Consider the following 16,838-nt stretch of genomic DNA (forward strand, 5'->3'; position numbering starts at 1 on the left):
GAACAATTACCTAGCCCTGACCTTTCAGGGATCCATCAATCCGGGCGTCTTCCTGATCAACGACCGTCGAATTGGTCTATGAATAAGCCTACCCATCCACAACGACGCGCCCGCGTGGCGGCCGAGCGAGCACCCAGAGCGCTTAAAGCCTTTATCGATGATTGGCTTTGTCGTCAATCAGCGCGTTACGCTTTTCCCAGCGATGCGACTGACTTCTTGACGGAGCCTTCAGAGGCCCTCGCCAGTTCAGTAAGCCGCCGCTCGTGGCGCGCCGAAGCGCGAAATGGCGTGAACTGAACCGCACAAAAAGTAGCAGGGCGAGAAGCCAAAATCCGTTACTTATGACGCGAATCTGGAAAGGGCTTATAAAAGCAAATATAAGGCATGAAATCGAGACATAGCTAGCAGCTATCAGACCGATATAGGTCTTCCCTGCAAGCGATCGGTCGTAAACTTTCCGGGCGACGAATCCGAGCAGCCCGACGAACAAGATGCCGAAAAGCCCGAAGTCGATCCCTAAATCACGAATTCCCGTGCTCCAGGGGTTGAGTCCCCAACCTTCATACCGCATGATTGCTGCAATATCCAAACGAGTCTGCTGCCATGGAGTCACGCTGTCGCTAAACGCGCCGGAAACCTGACTTGCCTGCGTAAAGTTATACAGACCCAGCCTGTACCAGGATAAAGCGGATGTATCCGTTACGAAAAAGTTCAGTTTGTCGAGCGACGTCGAAAAATAGCTTGTGGAGTACGCAAACACTTCAAGCCATGACATCCCAGGCACTTCCGACGTGGACTTGACCCAATCACTGAAATGCGCATCACCGGAGTAGCGGAGTGATCGCTCGACCGAACCGGCTAGAAGTGGATTCCGTTGTGTTGGAAAGACGACAAAAAAGTAGAAACACAATAGGCCCCCGATTGTTAGCCGCCTGACCGTTAGAATGCGGCGCAGCGACTGGCCCCCATAGACTAGCGAAGCGCTCACTAATAAACACAGTGCTAAAACTGCCAGCGAGAATCGACCAGCCAGAAGGAATGAATCGAGTACGACGACAACAGCCCCGATGGCGGAGGCCACTTGTAAAAACCGAAGCTTGAATCGGGTCGCATAGGGAAAGAGCGTCGCGAGCGCCAAGCACGAGACGATGCCCACAGACCGCACAGGACTGACATCAACATTCCCGCTCGCGAAGTCATCCCAGAAGTCATTTCGAACACGACTCGACTCGGTCGTAAAATTCGTTAGGACCGCGAAACCGCCTCCATAAAGATCTTTCACTATCCAGAAGACGCCGATGCCAGCGAGCGCGCATAACACGCCGATAGTCGTACGATCGCACGCTGGATCGGGTGCCTGAAGATCCGGACGGTGCGGAGCGCGAGAACCGCCGGCTAGAGAAGCTCCGATAACGAACGAAACTAACGTCGCGAGTACCAAGATGAAGGTGGTAGTCGAGAATGGCTGTTCGTATATCACCATTCCACTCACAGCCATACCCAGCACAATGAGCCAACCCCCCAAAAACATTTGAACCGGGTTGAATGCACCTAGACCCCTGGACGCATACAGGAGAGCGCAGGTCACGGCGAGCAAGATGAACTGTAGGAACATTGTGAGTCAGACTCTACCGCAGAAACGCTGCACGATCGGCCTAGAACTCGGAATGGAGCAGCCGTTCGCGGGTCGAAGCTTGTTGCAGTCCATGGGCCGAGCACGCGATGTTCCAAGCATACTGAAGCTTACCGATGCTGCTAATTGCTCCTTTGTACAATGTTCGCCGGATCCAAGCCTCTTGCTGCGCCCTGTCACGACTCCTCGGACGCGGCCGAGAGGAAAGCGGGTGGTCCTGCGAAGCAGTTCAGTGTCATCGAGATTGCTATTGTTCCCGGGCTTCCAGCGAATTCGAGATATACCAGGTAAAGCAGCTCACGGGCATGTCTGAGCGTGCTGTTAGACGGTCTTCAAAGTTTCGGCGACTAGCGCCAGCCAATGTCGCATTGCGGCGCTCTGGTCGAGTACCGTCTCTCGATATCTCCGACCGTTTGCACCGTATTGATTCGCAACGTCAGCATTAGCTGCAATGGAAAGTACTGCCTCCAAGAGATCGGCCGCTTCACCAGCGCGAACAATTTCCCCGGCTCCGGCTGCACGGACCTCCGAAGCGGTAATACCTTCGCAGTCCGTCGCTGCAACCACGGGCCTGCCAGCATCGAAGTAGGACGTCAGCTTACTTGGTACTGCCATCGCGGCAACACCAGGCTTCTCGTTGACGATCAAAACATCCGCTGCTTGTAGCGCGAGACGATAGTCTTCATCCTCAAGGGGATCGACGAAACTGAGCCTAGTAATACCGCGCGCTCGCCGTTCCAGGGCCAGCCGCTCTCCACCATCGCCCACAAGAATGAAATGCACGCGATCGGCACGCTCATCGGCCAAGCGAGCCGCATCCACGACATTCTCCAACCCCTGCTTCGCGCCCATATTGCCCGTATGCACGGCCAAGACGGTGTTTCCAGGCCATCCAAGTGCAGCCTTGGCTGTCTCATGATCAACGGGATCCGAGTGCGGCAGATGTGTCCAATTGCGCAATACGACGATCTTTGATCGACGTACACCCAAAACTGATTGTGCATAATTGGCGAAACGTTCATGGATCACAACGACGACGTCGGCTGCGGCAAGAGTCTTCGATTCCAACCCACGGGTCACCCGCCGTACTAGCCAACCGCCTTCCCCTGTTTCGCTCATACCAAGGGAATAGAGGTCCTGAACCCAGACAATCAATTTCGGAGTCGACGGCATCAGCCGAAGCCTCAGCACTGCAAGCGCAGTAGAGAAAAGAGACGGCGACACGGCTATCACGGCATCTGGACTTCGCCAGCGTGCGAACACCAGGCGGACGCCGAATGATAATTCGGACAGCAGCCGCCGTACGCCGCGCGGCGGTCTCGCCACAAGATGAAGCCGGCGAAGTACCCGCACACCTTCCTGCCACTCGGAGCGCGTCCATTGTCCGTAACCTGGACGAATTTTCCATTCTGGGTAGTGGGGGTGCGCTACATGGCAGGTCACCGAGTAACCAGCTGCCGCCAGACCGCGCGCGAGCGCACCGGTATAGGGGGCAATGCCCGTCGGTTCGGGGGGGTAGTTAATACTCGCCACAGAAACTTTGTTGAGCGCATCCACGCGAAGAAGCCTACCGCCCCGGCGTTCCTTTGTTTGCCGATGCTTCCGAGACGTCGGGATATTTCCTTTGATCGACATACTACCTGTCCTGCTCAATAACAATCGTCCGCGGGAAGGCTCATCCACCGAAGTCAGTAATTCGCGCTCCACGGACGCTGACGTCGGCAGCGAAGACTGCGCCCGCGTCCGGCTCGGTGCTGTCGTCGAGATTCTTACGAGAAGTGGTAATGAACAATCGGTCCATATCGGATCCCCCGAAAGCACACGAACTGACTTGAGACACACCTGGGACAGTCACCACGTCTACAAGCACCCCCGAGTCGTCGTAATGGTTTATAGATGCTCCGCCCCACATCGCCACCCAAAGTCCATCGTTCTCGTCGATTGCCATTCCGTCCGGAAAGCCGGCCTCATCGTCCACCCGAATATGTGGCCGCCGCCTTGACCAACTGCCTGAACGGTCGTCGACGTCGAAAACGTCGACGCGCCGCGTAGGCGTGTCGATATAGAACACCCGTGAACCGTCTCGGGACCACTGCACACCGTTCGATATAGAAATCGATGAGATAAGAGTTGTGACGTTGCCATTCGGAGTTACCCTGTACAGCGAGCCCTTTCCTGGGCTCTCGTCATAAGCCATCGTGCCAATTATGAGATTGCCGAGCGGGTCGCAGCCCCCATCATTGGAGCGGATAGCCAGATCGGTCGTCAGGGTCGCCAAGCTGCGAAAGTCCAGAAGATCGTCGTCCGTTAGAAAGATTTCCCGCTCGCCACCAATGACGAAACCCGCGCCGGCACGGCGTCGTACCACGGTTGCAGCACCGCCGGGCACAGTATTGATTTTCAAGTCGTCAGGCGAAAGAATCTCCACGACCGATGCTGACAGGACGTCGACACACATCAACCGCTCGCGGCGCCAATCCCAGAAAGGACCCTCTCCATGGTACGCGAAGGGAGACGTATATCGTTCAGCGTGAATCACTGTGTCCACCTTCCGCCGCCGCGCGCCGCGAGCCCGACTCCCAGCGCCTCCGGGAAGCTCACCTCAGCATCTTTCCCATTATTCCTGTAGCGTGTACCTTGTGTCATCAGTACGCTCGAAAATCATTTCTGTACTTCCTAGTTCGATTGCTAGCCAAGTTCGAGCCGTCAAGCGTCGTTTCATGCGAAACTTTATCGATGAGGCGGAAATCATCGCGCAACTCGCGCCAGACTCTACAGGCAACGGCCTAACATTAGTCGATGTGGGCGCGCATCACGGCGCAGTAACATCACTGTTCGTTGATAAAGGTTGGTCTGCGGTTGCTTATGAACCGGACCCGGCCAACAGAGAATTGTTTGAGCGCCGCATTGGTCGCCATCCGCGCGTGCAGTTGTCGAGCTCGGCCGTGTCAGATACGGGCGCGGAATCAGCGTCTTTGTTCACGTCCTCAGTGTCGACCGGGATCAGCACTCTGTCGGCATTTCACGACTCCCATATACCCACGGCTGCCGTAAAGGTGGTGACCCTAGCCGAGGACCTGCGCAGCAGGCGAATCGCCCGGGTCGACTTCCTGAAGATTGATATCGAGGGCTTCGACTTCTTTGCACTTAAGGGCTTCGACTGGAACTATGCACCACGGTTCGTTCTCTTCGAGTTCGAAGACCGCAAGACAACAGCCCTGGGGTACTCCTTGGCGGATAGCAGCGAGTTCATGATTGCTCACGGCTATCACCTCGTCTACTCCGTCTGGGAGCCGATCGTGGAATATGGGCGACGCCATTTCTGGCGGGGTCTCTCGAGCACAATACCGGCTGATGCCGATAAATGCTGGGGCAATGTGCTGGCATTTTACGATGAAGCTGACGCGCTGCGCTGCACAAGTACATTTGGCCGTCGCCTGGTATGACGACGTCACAACAACAGCCGGACGCCATTCCAACGGTAGACCGTCGCTGATGGGCTAAATGCTGCGGTCAACCCGTTGGGTCGGTCAAGCCAGCTTCCTGGGGCCGGACGAGCGGAGCGGCCAGCCCGATCAACACTAGTCTGCGTCGGCACGCTTGCGCCGCTTCCCTGACGACTCCGCAACATCAACATTAGTTACCAACAAATCAGAAACGCTCGAGCGATCTTGCGTGGCCGGCCCAGTAAGTTCGCGAGGTTGCTGGCGACGGGCCGCGTCCTCGCCGTAATACCCGTATCCGTATCCGTAGGAGGCGCTTCCGCGCGTGGGCACCATTGTGAAGACTGCACCCAATACCGGAGCACCCACACTTTCAAGGCTTTCAACAGCGTGGATGAGCTGCTCACGTCGGGTGTGCCCGTAACGCGCCATGATCAATACGCCGTCTGCGCCAGCCGCCAGTATTGCAGCGTCAGTGACCGCTAACAGGGGCGTTGAGTCGACTACTACATAGTCGAACTGCGCACGAAGCTCGCTCAACAGCTTTTTAGCCGATAAAGACGCAAGCAATTCGCTAGGGTTCGGAGGAACCGGTCCGGACGTGAGAACCGTCAGGTTCGGAAATCGTGTTTTCTGAAGTGCCTCGGATAGAGATGCGCTGCCACTAAGCACTGTACTGAAACCAACCGCACCAACCAGATCGAGATACTTATGCAGCATGGGACGACGCATATCTCCGTCGACAAGGACAACGTTATGCTCAGCCTCTGCAAGCGAAAGTGCAATATTGATAGCCGTTGTCGACTTGCCCTCGTGGGGCATGGAGCTAGTAACCGAGATTACGCGTGGTGGATTGTCAACCGCTAGAAACTGCAAGTTCGTTCGCAGCTTTCGAAACCCTTCAGCAATTGCGGAATTGTCCCCGTCAAAGAAAATAGCTGCTTGCCTGCGCCGTTCTTTGTCGAGCGGAATGCTGCCGACTATGCCGGCGCCCGTCAGCTGTTCAAGCGTCTCGCGACTTTTCACAGTGTTATCTAGAAGATCGCGAATAAGGGCCAATCCGACACCGAGCACTACGCCCAAGACGAGGCCCATGCCGATGTTTCGCGCTGTTTTTGGTACCACGGCATGGTCAGGAATCGTCGCCCTCTGTTCGACAACCACGCGTGCGTCCGGCCTCGCGCCATTCTCCGGAGTCTCCAGTTCTCGAACCATCGCGACGAACTCATCAGAGAGGGTATTGGCAATATCACGCGCGCGGACAGGTGACTTGTCGAGCACGTCCACATTGATCAGCACCGTGTCCGCCTTCGCGCTCGCCTTCACATTGGCTTGCAGATCTTTGGCGCTTGCGTCAAGGCCTAGCTTGTCTATCGTGCGTTGAGCGAGTGTCTCGCCTTCGATCAATTCGGCATAGGAAACCACGCGCTCCTGAGAGAACCGATTCCCCTGATATACATCAGACAATGACGATCCAGCACTGGTCGAGACGAAGAGCCGCGTAGACGCTTGATACAGCGGAGTGGTTAGTAGAGAGATGATAACTGCAGCTAGCAGCGACCCAATGATGGTTACGCACACCGTAATCCAACGAGTCCGCATTAATTTCACGAGATCTTGCAGATTCAATTTAGAACCTCCAGAGCTATCTGCGAGGCCATCCAGCCCCTGTCAACTTGCTTACCCCGCAGTCGCGGTAACGGTCTTTTACGAAGGATGACGGAACCCCACTGCTCCGATAATTGCAGAACACTCCAAGCGCGCACAGGTAGTCCACGCAAATCTCAGTCCTTGCACTCCGGCACCTTTATTTCGGGAACCACGGTATTAACAAGCGGCTGGCTTGGTGCTCGGGGTTTACCTGGCGCGGTAGGCTCGGACAGCTGAAAGCTGATGTCCGCCGCTTGGCCGGGAGGGATGATTACCTGAACCTCGAAAACAGGATGTCCCCGCTCGGTATTCAATATCGCCGGAACTCGTTCGCCATTCAGTATTGCGGCCGACAACTTCGCGTCTTTTGTTGCCAAGAGGCGAACGGATGTGATGTTGGCGCCCTTGGGAACTTGGATAGGTAGGTCAGGAGACAGACCTGCTTCACCGGCCACGTATTCTGGCAGCGGCTCGCTCGGCGCCGCGTTAGTCAATTTCACCGTGACAGTAGAGGCGCGCGTGTCACCCTTGCAAACATCCGCCGCGTACTCGATCTCCGTTTTCAGGTAATAGTCGAGCTTGTTACCGCCGAGATTGTTGAAGACTACTGCGGCGTAGGGTGCAGAATCGTCCGGTACAACATGAGCGAGCGGCGTCTCCTCAAGTAGCTTCTGTTCCTTGGGCTCGGCGCTCCATACAGCTATACGCCGCTCTGAAGTCGCCTTGCCTAGTGCGTCTAACAGCTGCCGAGGCGATTTTACCGGTCCTGTAATTTTGTTGACGACGGCATTCGCGATATCTTGCAAATATTGCTTGCGCGCCAACTGGTCCTCGGGAAATCGAATGTATGCAGTTGACTCTGTCAGTTCGACGACGTTTTCTTTTGATATGGCCTCACCGTCGGGCATGGTCACCGGACCAACCGCACCCAGTATGTAACTAAGTGCAACCGGATCGATGGCAATTACTCCGTCGACGTTCGTGCCAGTCTGCACCTCCCACATCGACTTCCATATCTGAGCAGTGTATGGAAAGTGGGGACTCAAGTTACTATTGCGAAAGTCCGTGAATGGGTTCGCATAAGCATACTGCTGGTCAAATTCAGGCCCTAAGTCGACGGGGGCGATTGCATCCGCAAGATCTATGTTTGAGCCTAGGGTGTCTACTGAGGGCCTGCCTTTATCGAAACGGAGAATTCCAAATCCGCCCAGCAGACCGCCAGTTCCACGCGCTTCGGCGTTCGTTTGGAAGCCCATGAAGTATGTTCGCGGGCCATCTGCGCCCATCATCGGCGGGACCAAGCGCGCCGCCAAGGCGGTGTTCTCCAATATCGAAGTCAGATCTGCGATTTGGCCTTGCAGCTGGGTCCGAGCCTGACCGATCGTCGACAAGTAGTGCGGATCTTGGATCGCGCTGGCTTCGGCGTTGAGCCGCGTCGCCTTCTCCGCCAAGGTGCTGAGCTGAGCCTCCTGGCTGCGCAGCAGGTCGACATCGACGCGCCCGTCGCGGTAGAGCCGGTCAGGAGAGATCGTCACGCCGACATCGGCCGCCGGCTGCAACACATTCGCCGCCAGACCGGACACCACATCGGTGATCTGCTGGCCCGTCTTGAACGGGCTTCCCAACCACGGAACGGCGGCGACGATGTTCCACGCCAGCGAGTGTGTGGCATCGCGTGCCGCCTTAGCGCTGTCGGTAGCATCGCGGGCCGACGCCGCTGCAGCCTTCGTATCTGCTTCTAACAGAGATTCTTTGGCGTCCTGAGCGCTGCCTCGCGCGTGCTCGAGATTCGACTTCGCCTGGAAAGCGCCCACGGCGACCCAGCAGCCCAACCCGACAATCAACAGGACCACGACAGTCGATGCGATGATGAACCCGCGACTGCGAACCAGCGCCGACAGCCGACGACCATCGTCGTCGTCGCTTCCTTCCTCGGCGTTCAGATCTCGATCATTTTGACGTCGCGAAAACAATCCCACTCAGATGATCCTGACAATAGATGAGGCCTGCACGTCTGACGACGTGCAGGCCTCAGCACGACAGATTCGGTGCAATATCCGCTCTTCTAACAGGAACCCTGCGTGATCGTCCCGTACGGGCCAACGCCGACGGAATTGCCGGCGAGGCACACGTCGAGCTTGAAGCCTCGGGAGATCTCCTCCATCTTGCGCAGTCGCTCGGCGCGAGCCGCGGCGATCCGCCCGAAGAAGGTGTCCGGGTGGGCCGCCGCGTAGGCCTCGAGGCGGGTAGCTCTTATGTTCTGCAACCTCGCGCTCTGGTCCAGCACAATGCTGATCAGTTGCAACGACGTGGCGGTCACGATGTAGACGGGTCCCTTCGGCTGCGCCGGCAGATCGGCGAAGCTCGGCGCGGCCGGAAGCTGGATGGCCGGCGCTGCATTCGCGGCGACCGGAGCAAACGCGGCGCCGACCGCAAGAGCGGCAGCAGCGGCAGTCACCTGGAATTTGGTAGCAACGGTGGTCATGTCCCCCCACACTTTCGATCGTGAATAGTTGCTGGAAGCATCGCACGCTCCCTAGGGCCTGTCAAACGAAACGGCACGAATTTTTGAAGATCCTCGGCAACGTCATAAACCTACTGTTACCAGCAGATCAACAGCGCAAAGCTATGACGGGATCGACGGCGAAACGGCCATCGAAGCACTGATGGAAACGAGGCCAGTCGCCGCCCCGGCGAGAGTTTGCTGGAGCTTCTGCGACGGTCCCTTTGCCGAGCAAGCGATCCCAGTGGCCCGAATCGCGATCTTGGCCAGAATCGAGGCAAATTTCCCAAAACTGGGACGTCCGATCACTGAGACGCGGGCCGTCCGACCGATTCTTAAGGGACTACTAAGGGCCGGGCGCGACGCCCGAGTGACACGCCGTTAGCATCAGGAACATGACCAGCGTGACTGAGCCTGCCGCCGAGCACGAGATCGACATCCACACCACCGCGGGGAAGCTCGCCGATCTGCGCAAGCGCGCCGAGGAGGCACTGCACCCGGTTGGCGAAGAAGCTGTGGAGAGGGTGCACGCCAAGGGCAAGCTCACCGCCCGCGAGCGCATCCTCGCCCTGTTGGACGAGGATTCCTTCGTCGAACTCGACGCGCTGGCCAAGCACCGCAGTAAGAACTTCGGCCTGGAGAAGAACCGCCCCACCGGCGACGGCGTCGTCACCGGCTACGGCACCATCGACGGGCGCGATGTCTGCATCTTCAGCCAGGACGCCACCGTGTTCGGCGGCAGCCTCGGCGAGGTCTACGGCGAGAAGATCGTCAAAGTCCAGGAGCTGGCCATCAAGACCGGTCGCCCGCTGATCGGCATCAACGACGGTGCCGGCGCCCGCATCCAGGAGGGCGTGGTCTCCCTCGGCCTCTACAGCCGGATCTTCCACAACAACATCAAGGCCTCCGGCGTCATCCCGCAGATCTCGCTGATCATGGGTGCCGCGGCCGGCGGGCACGTCTACTCCCCCGCCCTGACCGACTTCGTCATCATGGTCGACCAGACCAGCCAGATGTTCATCACCGGACCTGACGTCATCAAGACCGTCACCGGTGAGGACGTCACCATGGAGGAGCTCGGCGGCGCCCACACCCACATGGCCAAGTCCGGCACCGTGCACTACGTCGCCTCCGGCGAGCAGGACGCCCTCGACTACGTGCGGGACCTGCTGTCCTACCTGCCGCCCAACAACTACGCCGAGCCGCCGCGCTACCCCGCCCCGCAACCGGGACCGATCGAGGAAAGCCTCACCGACGAGGACCTCGAACTCGACACGCTGATCCCGGATTCGCCGAACCAGCCGTACGACATGCACGAGGTCATCACCCGCATCCTCGACGACGACGAGTTCCTCGAGATCCAGGCCGGTTACGCGCAGAACATCATTGTCGGCTTCGGCCGTGTCGACGGCCGCCCAGTCGGCATCGTGGCCAACCAGCCCACCCAGTTCGCCGGCTGCCTGGACATCAACGCCTCCGAGAAGGCGGCCCGGTTCGTGCGGACCTGCGACTGCTTCAACATCCCGATCGTGATGCTCGTCGATGTCCCGGGTTTCCTGCCGGGTACCGACCAGGAGTACAACGGCATCATCCGCCGCGGCGCCAAGCTGCTCTACGCCTACGGTGAAGCCACCGTCGCCAAGGTCACCGTCATCACCCGCAAGGCCTACGGCGGCGCCTACTGCGTGATGGGGTCCAAGGACATGGGCTGCGACGTCAACGTCGCCTGGCCGACCGCGCAGATCGCCGTGATGGGCGCCTCCGGTGCGGTCGGGTTCGTCTACCGCAAGGAACTCAAGGAGGCCGCCAAGAACGGCGAAGACGTTGACGCGCTGCGTCTGCAGCTGCAACAGCAGTACGAGGATACCCTGGTCAACCCCTACATCGCGGCCGAGCGGGGCTACGTTGACGCGGTGATCCCGCCGTCGCACACCCGCGGCTACATCGGCACGGCGCTGCGGCTGCTGGAGCGCAAGGTCGTCCAGACTCCGCCGAAGAAGCACGGCAACATCCCGCTCTGACCGATTCGCTTGCCAGACAAGGAGTTCAGCTGTGGACCATGATGCCGACATCGTCGAGGTCTCCGACCCGCGAGACATGACGATCGACGACCCGCCCCAGCCCGACCCCCACTTCCAGGTGGTCAAGGGCAATCCCTCCACCGAGGAGATCGCCGCGCTCGTGACCGTGCTTGCCGGGGCCGGCGGCGCCGGCAACGCCGAACCAGGCCCGCAGGAACTCAACCCCTGGGGCCACCCGGTCGACAAGCTGCGTTATGACGTCACCAGTTGGCAGCGCGTCACCCTTCTGGAACGGATGCACATGCGGCGATGACCCGGGTTGTCCTCGGATCCGCCTCAGCCGGCCGACTGCGCGTGCTGCGGCAGGCCGGCATTGATCCACTGGTAGTGGTTTCCGATGTCGATGAGGATGCGCTAATCGCGTCGCTCGAGCCGGAGACGCCGCCCGAGGCGGTCGTGCTGAAGCTCGCGAACGCGAAGGCCCTCAGCGTCGCGGCGCAGTTGCCGCGTGACATCGCGTCCGACTGCCTCGTGTTGGGCTGCGATTCGATGCTTTATCTGGACGGCTCGCTGCGCGGCAAGCCTGGCAGCGTGGAGGCCGCGCTTGACCAATGGCTCTCGATGGCCGGTTCGACCGGGCATCTGCTCACCGGACATGCACTTCTTCGTCTCGCCGAGGGAGTGATCACGCATACCGCCGGCGAAACGGGTAGTACGACCGTGCATTTCGGTAAGCCCTCGGAGAAGGAACTCGGTGCCTACCTTCAGACGAGCGAACCCGTGCAGGTGGCGGGTGCGTTCACACTCGACGGCTTCGGCGGATGGTTCATCGACCGTATCGACGGCGATCCGTCCAACGTCATCGGCGTCAGCCTGCCGCTGGTTCGACGACTCATCGACACGGCCGGGATGTCAGTTGCCGAACTCTGGAAGGTGAGCTAGCAGTCCTCGTTGAGACGCCTAAGCGAAAAGATAACCCGTTTGGTCTTCTGCGAGATCACTCGTTCTCGACTTGGTGACGTCGCACAGACCGCCCAATTCGTGTAGTTGTAGACCACCTGATTCACGTTCCGCGGCACGAACCTGAGGTCGAGTTCCACGTCGCCGGTCACACTGCGGACGTCCTTGATCGCGGTCTCCAGAACCTCGCCGCGCACGTCGGGCATGACCCATTCGTCCTGGGCAGCAGCCGGTCCGGCGAGCCCCACCGACGCCACTACCATGGCCGACGCCATCGCCGCTGCAACCATTTGCTTCCGCATGAACGAACCCCTCCGGTCTTTTTCGGATCGCATAGGACCCTAGTCGATTAACGGCCATCGCGCGCGCAGACGTGGCGTGTCGGAGTAGCTGCGGTCATCTCGCGATCTCCTCTGCCACCGCCTCGGCCGCCGGCCGCATCGACAATCCCGCCTGCCGCGCCGTCACGTGGGCCCAGCCCCGCGCCTCCAGCTTGGCCCGGGCGTCCTCGTCCCGGCACAGCGCCCGTAGTAATGCCGCCAGCTCCGCGTGGTCCGTCGGGTCGAAGTAGTCCGTCCCCCCTCCGCATGTCTCCCGGAGCGCCGGTATATCGGACGCGATCACCGCGGTGTGCGACGCCATCGCCTCGATCGGCGGCAAGCCGGCACCCTCGTGCAGCGATGGCATCACCAGCAGATCGGCCCCGGCAACCAGCGACCGCAGCACGGGGAAGTCCAACCGCCCCATCACCTCGACCCGCTCCCCCAGCCCGGCCGCCAGCGCCGGGACCCGCTCGTCGCCACCGCGCAGCGCCTCGCCGCTTCCCGCGATCACCAGCTTGTGTGGCACATCGCCGGTGACGTCCCCGAACGCCTCCAACAGCAGCGGAAGATTCTTGTGCCACTTCGCATTCCCGACATACAGCACATACGGCGCCGGCACCGGGGACAAGCCGGGATCCACCGGCGCGAACCACTCCTCGTCCACCGGGATCGGCGTCACCATCACCCGCGCACCCGGCGACATCGCCATCACCGTCGCCCTCGTGGCCTCCGACGGCGTGAAGATCAGCGTCGCCAACCGACCGTCCAACCGGAACATCGTGCGCGCGTACGCCCGCCGTGCCGCGCTCTGCCCGCTGACCTCCCGCGGCCGCACGTGCATCGTGTCGTGCACCGTCACGAACAGCCGAGTCTCTCGATGGCGCAGCATCGCCAGCGGGAACGGATAGTGCGGCACCCAGAACCCGCGCGGCCGCACCGCGCTCAGCGCGTGCGCCCACACCCGCTGTTCGGCGCCGGTGTACATCACCGCCGGCTCGGCCGGGATCACAGTGGTGTCCTGGCTGACGTCGGGCACCGCGTGCTGGTTGGCGAGCACGGCCAGCGACAGTCCGCGCTCAGCGAACGTCTGCTCCAGGCTCGGCACCAGCGTCGCGATGTACGTCCCGATGCCGCTCTGCCGGATGTGTCGCGCGTCGAACAGCAGATCAACCCGCCGGTCGGTCAAGTCAACCGGCCTTCCAACTGCGGCAGGAAATCAGGATTGGCCCACATCCGCTCGAGTGTCTCGTCCAACTCCCACTTCGGCGCCCACCCGAACAGTTCGCCGATCCGCGAGATGTCGGCGCCCAGATACGGCCGGTCGACCGCGCGCATCCGGCTCGGGTCCTGCCGCACCTCGAAGTCCAGCCCGAGCACCGACTTCATCCGGTTGACGATGTCGTCGACCGAATACTGCTGCCCACTGCCGAGATTGACGATCTCGTACCCACCCGGCTCGGGGGCGGCACCGAGGGCGGCCGCGGCGAAACCCCCCGCCGCGTCCTGCACGTCGATGTAGTCCCGTTTCGGCCAGGTGTTGCCGAGGTTGATGGCGTCGGGTTTGTCGCGCAGCTGCGCGACGATCGCCGGCAGCAGATGCGGGTTGGTCTCCCCGGGACCGATCACGTTGAACAGCCGCACGATCACCCCGGCGATTCCGCGGCTCTCGGCGAACATCCGGACGTAGTCCTCGCCTTGGTCCTTGGTGACGCCGTAGATGTCGACCGGCGCGACCGTGGATTCGAGTTCGCGGTGCGGCGCCTCGTCCGGCTGGTACACCGCCCCGCTGCTGGCGAACACGAAGCGCGTTCCGGACGGTAGCGCCGACAGCAGGTTGACCGTGCCGGTCACGTTGGTGGCGACGGCGTTCGCCGGGTCGGCGTCGCACTCGGGGATGTAGTGGATGGCCGCCAGGTGCACCACCACGTCCGGGGCGAACTTCTCCACCACCGCCGCCGTCGCCGCGGCGTCCCGGATGTCGACGCGCTCGAACGCGAACCCGTCCAGATCGCCGGCGAGCCAGTCGGGGGTGCCGTAGCGCAGCAGATCGGCGACCAGCACCTCGGCGCTGCCGCGCAGCGTCTGCACCAGCTCCTTGCCGACGAAACCCGCTCCGCCCGTGACCATGACCTTCATCGCGCCTTACTCCCCTCGACCGTGCGTTCGGCGTGCTTCTCGAGCTTCTCCGCGATGTGCGACCAGTCCAGATTGGCCGCGCCGGCCAGACCCGCCCACGAATACCCGTCCCAGCCTGCCTGCACGGCCAGCAGTGCATCGGCGAAGTTCTCCGGCTCGGTGCCGCATATGACGCCGGCGCCGTACTGCTTGACCACGTCCTTGGCGCCGTTCTCGGAGAAGTCGGCCGTCACCACCGGCAGGCCGCTGGCCATCGCTTCGGCGATCACCCGCGGGAAACCTTCGCGCCGGCTCGGCATGCCCAGCACCGAGGACGTCGACAGCAGTCCGATCTTCTGCGCCTCATCCACCGACCCCAGAACCCGCACGCGCGCCCCAGCGGGGCTGCGGCGGGCATAAGCCTCAACGTCAGCGCGCGACGGTCCATCTCCGGCGATCACCAGGTCTCCGACGAAGCCGCGCTCGGCGGCCAGCGCGAACCCGTCGATCAGCAGCGGCAGGTTCTTGTGCGGCGCCAGGCGCCCCACGTACAACGCGCCGGAGCGCTCGTCACCCGGAGCCACCCGATACCGCGCCGCCTCGATGCCGCTGGGCAGCACCCCGCACTCCCGCCCCGACTGGCGCGTGATCACCGCCGCAACCGCCTCGCTGACCGCGAAATTGGAACCCACCAGCTTGGGGAACTGCGCCTGCAGGGTGCGCAGCAGAGGGTCTTCCCGAATCTCGCACCAGTGCAACGCACTTCGTGGTCGGACTTTGCCAGGAAGCGCCAGCACGTGCATCAGCGGCCACTCGTTGAGCAGGTAGAAGTCATGCCCGCCCCGTGCCACGACACGACGGATCTGTGCGCTGTATCTGGAGATATCCGACCAGTTTCGCCGCAGGGCTTTGATCCGGGGCGCCTTGTACCGGCCGGAGTTCGCTTTGCGGTGCACGGTGACACCGTTGACCACCTCGAGATCGGGCAGGCCGGCGACATGGCCGATGCAGTACACGTCGACGGTGTGGCCGCGCCGGACCATCGCCTCCCCCAGCTCCTGGAAGAAGACCTCCTGGCCGCCGACACTCGGCGCGTACAACTCCGTCAAGAACGCGAACCGCATGCCGGCAACCCCCTGACCGTGGCTCGGCAACCCAGGATGCCATCACCAGCTCTGCCGCAAACCGAGGTGACGTGCGACGGAAGCCATGCTAGTAGCAGAGGTCAGTTCACGACGTTCGTTTGCCGGTCGATTACCGGAATCGCCGGTGCACCTGGATTACGCTTCCGGCCATGGGGCCTGAGACGCCGAGTCCGCGCATCGGCGTCGCCGTCACCACGGTGGGCCGCTGGGAACCGTTGCGCGCCCTGCTCGGTGACCTCGCCGCCCAGACCCGGCCGCCGACCGCCGTGGCGATCGCCCACCACGATCCCGCCGACGCCCCCGGACTCGACGCGCTCGTCGACTCGTTCTCCGACACGTTGACCATCCGCACGGTGCTCAGCGCCCGCGGTATCTCCCACGGCCGCAACGCCGCCGCCGCGGCGCTCGGCGACGACGTCGACTGGTTGTGGTTCCCCAACGACACCAGTCGCGTCGACGCCGATTTCCTCGAGCGCGTCGCGCGGCACTGCGCTGCGCCGGCGACGGTGTGCGCGGGCCGGCTCGTCGACCGGGAGGGGCCGCGCAATCCGCTGCCCCCACCCGGAACCCCGTTGACCAAACGCAGCGCCTGGGGCGCGATCGAACCGGCCACGGTCTTCCGCCGCGACGCCTTCACGGCGGTCGGCGGGTTCGACCCGCACCGGGGGTCCGGCGCCGACACCCCGTGGCAATCTGCCGAGGGCCCCGATCTGCTGCTGCGCATGGCAGCCCGGGACGGCTTCACCATCGTGTGGGCGGACGACCTCGTGGTGCGCGCCCAGACCGAGTTCGCCCATCTGCCGCCCGACGAACGGCGCCGCAAGCTCCGCAACTACGGCCGCGGCGCCGGAAACGTCCTGCGCACATGGCATTACCCGCTGTGGTACAAGGCCGCCCACCTGGTGGCCGCAGCACTGATGCCGCTGCGCAACCCGGCGAAGTTCGGCCCCCGCGACGCGCTTGCGCTGCTGATCGGCCGCGCCGAGGGACTGGCGGGCAGGCCCTTCACCCGGGAAGCCGACACCCGTGCGATCCTGCGCTAGCC

The 16,838-nt window shown here is 61.6% G+C and carries 15 protein-coding genes; 5 read left to right on the top strand and 10 right to left on the bottom strand.

The features are described 5' to 3' along the window. Nucleotides 1-151 precede the first annotated feature (151 nt). The 3 genes from G6N45_RS24910 to G6N45_RS24920 form a co-directional block, all read right to left on the bottom strand. Nucleotides 152-1,498, bottom strand: a complete 1,347-nt coding sequence (locus tag G6N45_RS24910; protein ID WP_163726167.1) for an O-antigen polymerase — start codon at nt 1,496-1,498, stop codon at nt 152-154. 456 nt (nt 1,499-1,954) lie between these two features. Continuing rightward, nucleotides 1,955-3,190: a glycosyltransferase family 4 protein gene (locus tag G6N45_RS24915; protein ID WP_246228785.1), complete on the bottom strand. Its 1,236-nt coding sequence runs from the start codon at nt 3,188-3,190 to the stop codon at nt 1,955-1,957. Nucleotides 3,191-3,308: 118 nt separating this feature from the next. Continuing rightward, nucleotides 3,309-4,181 carry an SMP-30/gluconolactonase/LRE family protein gene (locus G6N45_RS24920; RefSeq protein ID WP_308207108.1) on the bottom strand — a complete coding sequence of 291 codons (873 nt, stop codon included), beginning with the start codon at nt 4,179-4,181 and terminating at the stop codon, nt 3,309-3,311. Between the two features lie 91 nt (nt 4,182-4,272). Between G6N45_RS24920 and G6N45_RS24925 the strand changes: the two genes are divergently transcribed. Next, nucleotides 4,273-5,079, top strand: a complete 807-nt coding sequence (locus G6N45_RS24925) for an FkbM family methyltransferase (protein WP_220100584.1) — start codon at nt 4,273-4,275, stop codon at nt 5,077-5,079. Nucleotides 5,080-5,214: 135 nt separating this feature from the next. Here G6N45_RS24925 and G6N45_RS24930 read toward each other — a convergent pair whose 3' ends face one another. The 3 genes from G6N45_RS24930 to G6N45_RS24940 all read right to left on the bottom strand — a co-directional run bounded on the left by G6N45_RS24930 (nt 5,215) and on the right by G6N45_RS24940 (nt 9,211). Further along, nucleotides 5,215-6,705, bottom strand: coding sequence for a tyrosine-protein kinase domain-containing protein (locus tag G6N45_RS24930; protein WP_163726176.1), 1,491 nt, complete (start codon nt 6,703-6,705; stop codon nt 5,215-5,217). Between the two features lie 155 nt (nt 6,706-6,860). Then, nucleotides 6,861-8,705, bottom strand: a complete 1,845-nt coding sequence (locus tag G6N45_RS24935; RefSeq protein ID WP_407664245.1) for a DUF4012 domain-containing protein — start codon at nt 8,703-8,705, stop codon at nt 6,861-6,863. A gap of 86 nt (nt 8,706-8,791) precedes the next feature. Next, nucleotides 8,792-9,211, bottom strand: coding sequence for a hypothetical protein (locus tag G6N45_RS24940; protein WP_163719593.1), 420 nt, complete (start codon nt 9,209-9,211; stop codon nt 8,792-8,794). A gap of 413 nt (nt 9,212-9,624) precedes the next feature. Here G6N45_RS24940 and G6N45_RS24945 point away from each other — a divergent pair, with 413 nt between their 5' ends. From G6N45_RS24945 to G6N45_RS24955, 3 genes are read left to right on the top strand one after another with little or no spacing between them, the layout of a single operon-like run. After that, nucleotides 9,625-11,250, top strand: coding sequence for an acyl-CoA carboxylase subunit beta (locus G6N45_RS24945; protein WP_163726180.1), 1,626 nt, complete (start codon nt 9,625-9,627; stop codon nt 11,248-11,250). Nucleotides 11,251-11,281: 31 nt separating this feature from the next. Then, on the top strand, nt 11,282-11,563 hold the full coding sequence (locus G6N45_RS24950) for an acyl-CoA carboxylase subunit epsilon (protein ID WP_163726183.1): 282 nt from the start codon (nt 11,282-11,284) through the stop codon (nt 11,561-11,563). Next, a complete protein-coding gene (locus tag G6N45_RS24955; RefSeq protein ID WP_163726186.1) occupies nt 11,560-12,192 on the top strand; it encodes a Maf family protein in 633 nt (210 codons plus the stop codon). Before G6N45_RS24950 ends, G6N45_RS24955 begins: the two co-directional genes overlap by 4 nt. Here the strand turns inward: G6N45_RS24955 and G6N45_RS24960 are convergent. From G6N45_RS24960 to G6N45_RS24975, 4 genes are all read right to left on the bottom strand, one after another. Next, complete coding sequence (locus G6N45_RS24960) at nt 12,189-12,512, bottom strand: hypothetical protein (protein ID WP_163726189.1); 324 nt, start codon at nt 12,510-12,512, stop codon at nt 12,189-12,191. The genes G6N45_RS24955 and G6N45_RS24960 overlap by 4 nt on opposite strands. A 94-nt stretch (nt 12,513-12,606) precedes the next feature. Further along, nucleotides 12,607-13,719 carry a glycosyltransferase family 4 protein gene (locus G6N45_RS24965; RefSeq protein ID WP_163726192.1) on the bottom strand — a complete coding sequence of 371 codons (1,113 nt, stop codon included), beginning with the start codon at nt 13,717-13,719 and terminating at the stop codon, nt 12,607-12,609. Next, nucleotides 13,716-14,669, bottom strand: coding sequence for an NAD-dependent epimerase/dehydratase family protein (locus G6N45_RS24970; RefSeq protein ID WP_163726194.1), 954 nt, complete (start codon nt 14,667-14,669; stop codon nt 13,716-13,718). Before G6N45_RS24970 ends, G6N45_RS24965 begins: the two co-directional genes overlap by 4 nt. After that, nucleotides 14,666-15,772: a glycosyltransferase family 4 protein gene (locus G6N45_RS24975; protein WP_163726197.1), complete on the bottom strand. Its 1,107-nt coding sequence runs from the start codon at nt 15,770-15,772 to the stop codon at nt 14,666-14,668. The genes G6N45_RS24970 and G6N45_RS24975 overlap by 4 nt, the downstream gene beginning before the upstream one ends. A gap of 170 nt (nt 15,773-15,942) precedes the next feature. On the opposite strand from G6N45_RS24975, the gene G6N45_RS24980 reads away from it, so the two are divergent. Further along, a complete protein-coding gene (locus tag G6N45_RS24980; RefSeq protein ID WP_163726201.1) occupies nt 15,943-16,836 on the top strand; it encodes a glycosyltransferase family 2 protein in 894 nt (297 codons plus the stop codon). Nucleotides 16,837-16,838 lie beyond the last annotated feature (2 nt).

Source organism: Mycolicibacterium psychrotolerans (assembly GCF_010729305.1).
In the GTDB taxonomy this organism is placed as follows: Bacteria; Actinomycetota; Actinomycetes; order Mycobacteriales; family Mycobacteriaceae; genus Mycobacterium; species Mycobacterium psychrotolerans.

Bases quoted from the DNA above. Each gene is read 5' to 3' on its own strand.
- G6N45_RS24940 (WP_163719593.1), bottom strand. From the start codon at position 9,211: ATGACCACCGTTGCTACCAAATTCCAGGTGACTGCCGCTGCTGCCGCT.
- G6N45_RS24975 (WP_163726197.1), bottom strand. From the start codon at position 15,772: ATGCGGTTCGCGTTCTTGACGGAGTTGTACGCGCCGAGTGTCGGCGGC.
- G6N45_RS24980 (WP_163726201.1), top strand. From the start codon at position 15,943: ATGGGGCCTGAGACGCCGAGTCCGCGCATCGGCGTCGCCGTCACCACG.
- G6N45_RS24910 (WP_163726167.1), bottom strand. From the start codon at position 1,498: ATGGCTGTGAGTGGAATGGTGATATACGAACAGCCATTCTCGACTACC.
- G6N45_RS24960 (WP_163726189.1), bottom strand. From the start codon at position 12,512: ATGCGGAAGCAAATGGTTGCAGCGGCGATGGCGTCGGCCATGGTAGTG.
- G6N45_RS24970 (WP_163726194.1), bottom strand. From the start codon at position 14,669: ATGAAGGTCATGGTCACGGGCGGAGCGGGTTTCGTCGGCAAGGAGCTG.
- G6N45_RS24945 (WP_163726180.1), top strand. From the start codon at position 9,625: ATGACCAGCGTGACTGAGCCTGCCGCCGAGCACGAGATCGACATCCAC.
- G6N45_RS24955 (WP_163726186.1), top strand. From the start codon at position 11,560: ATGACCCGGGTTGTCCTCGGATCCGCCTCAGCCGGCCGACTGCGCGTG.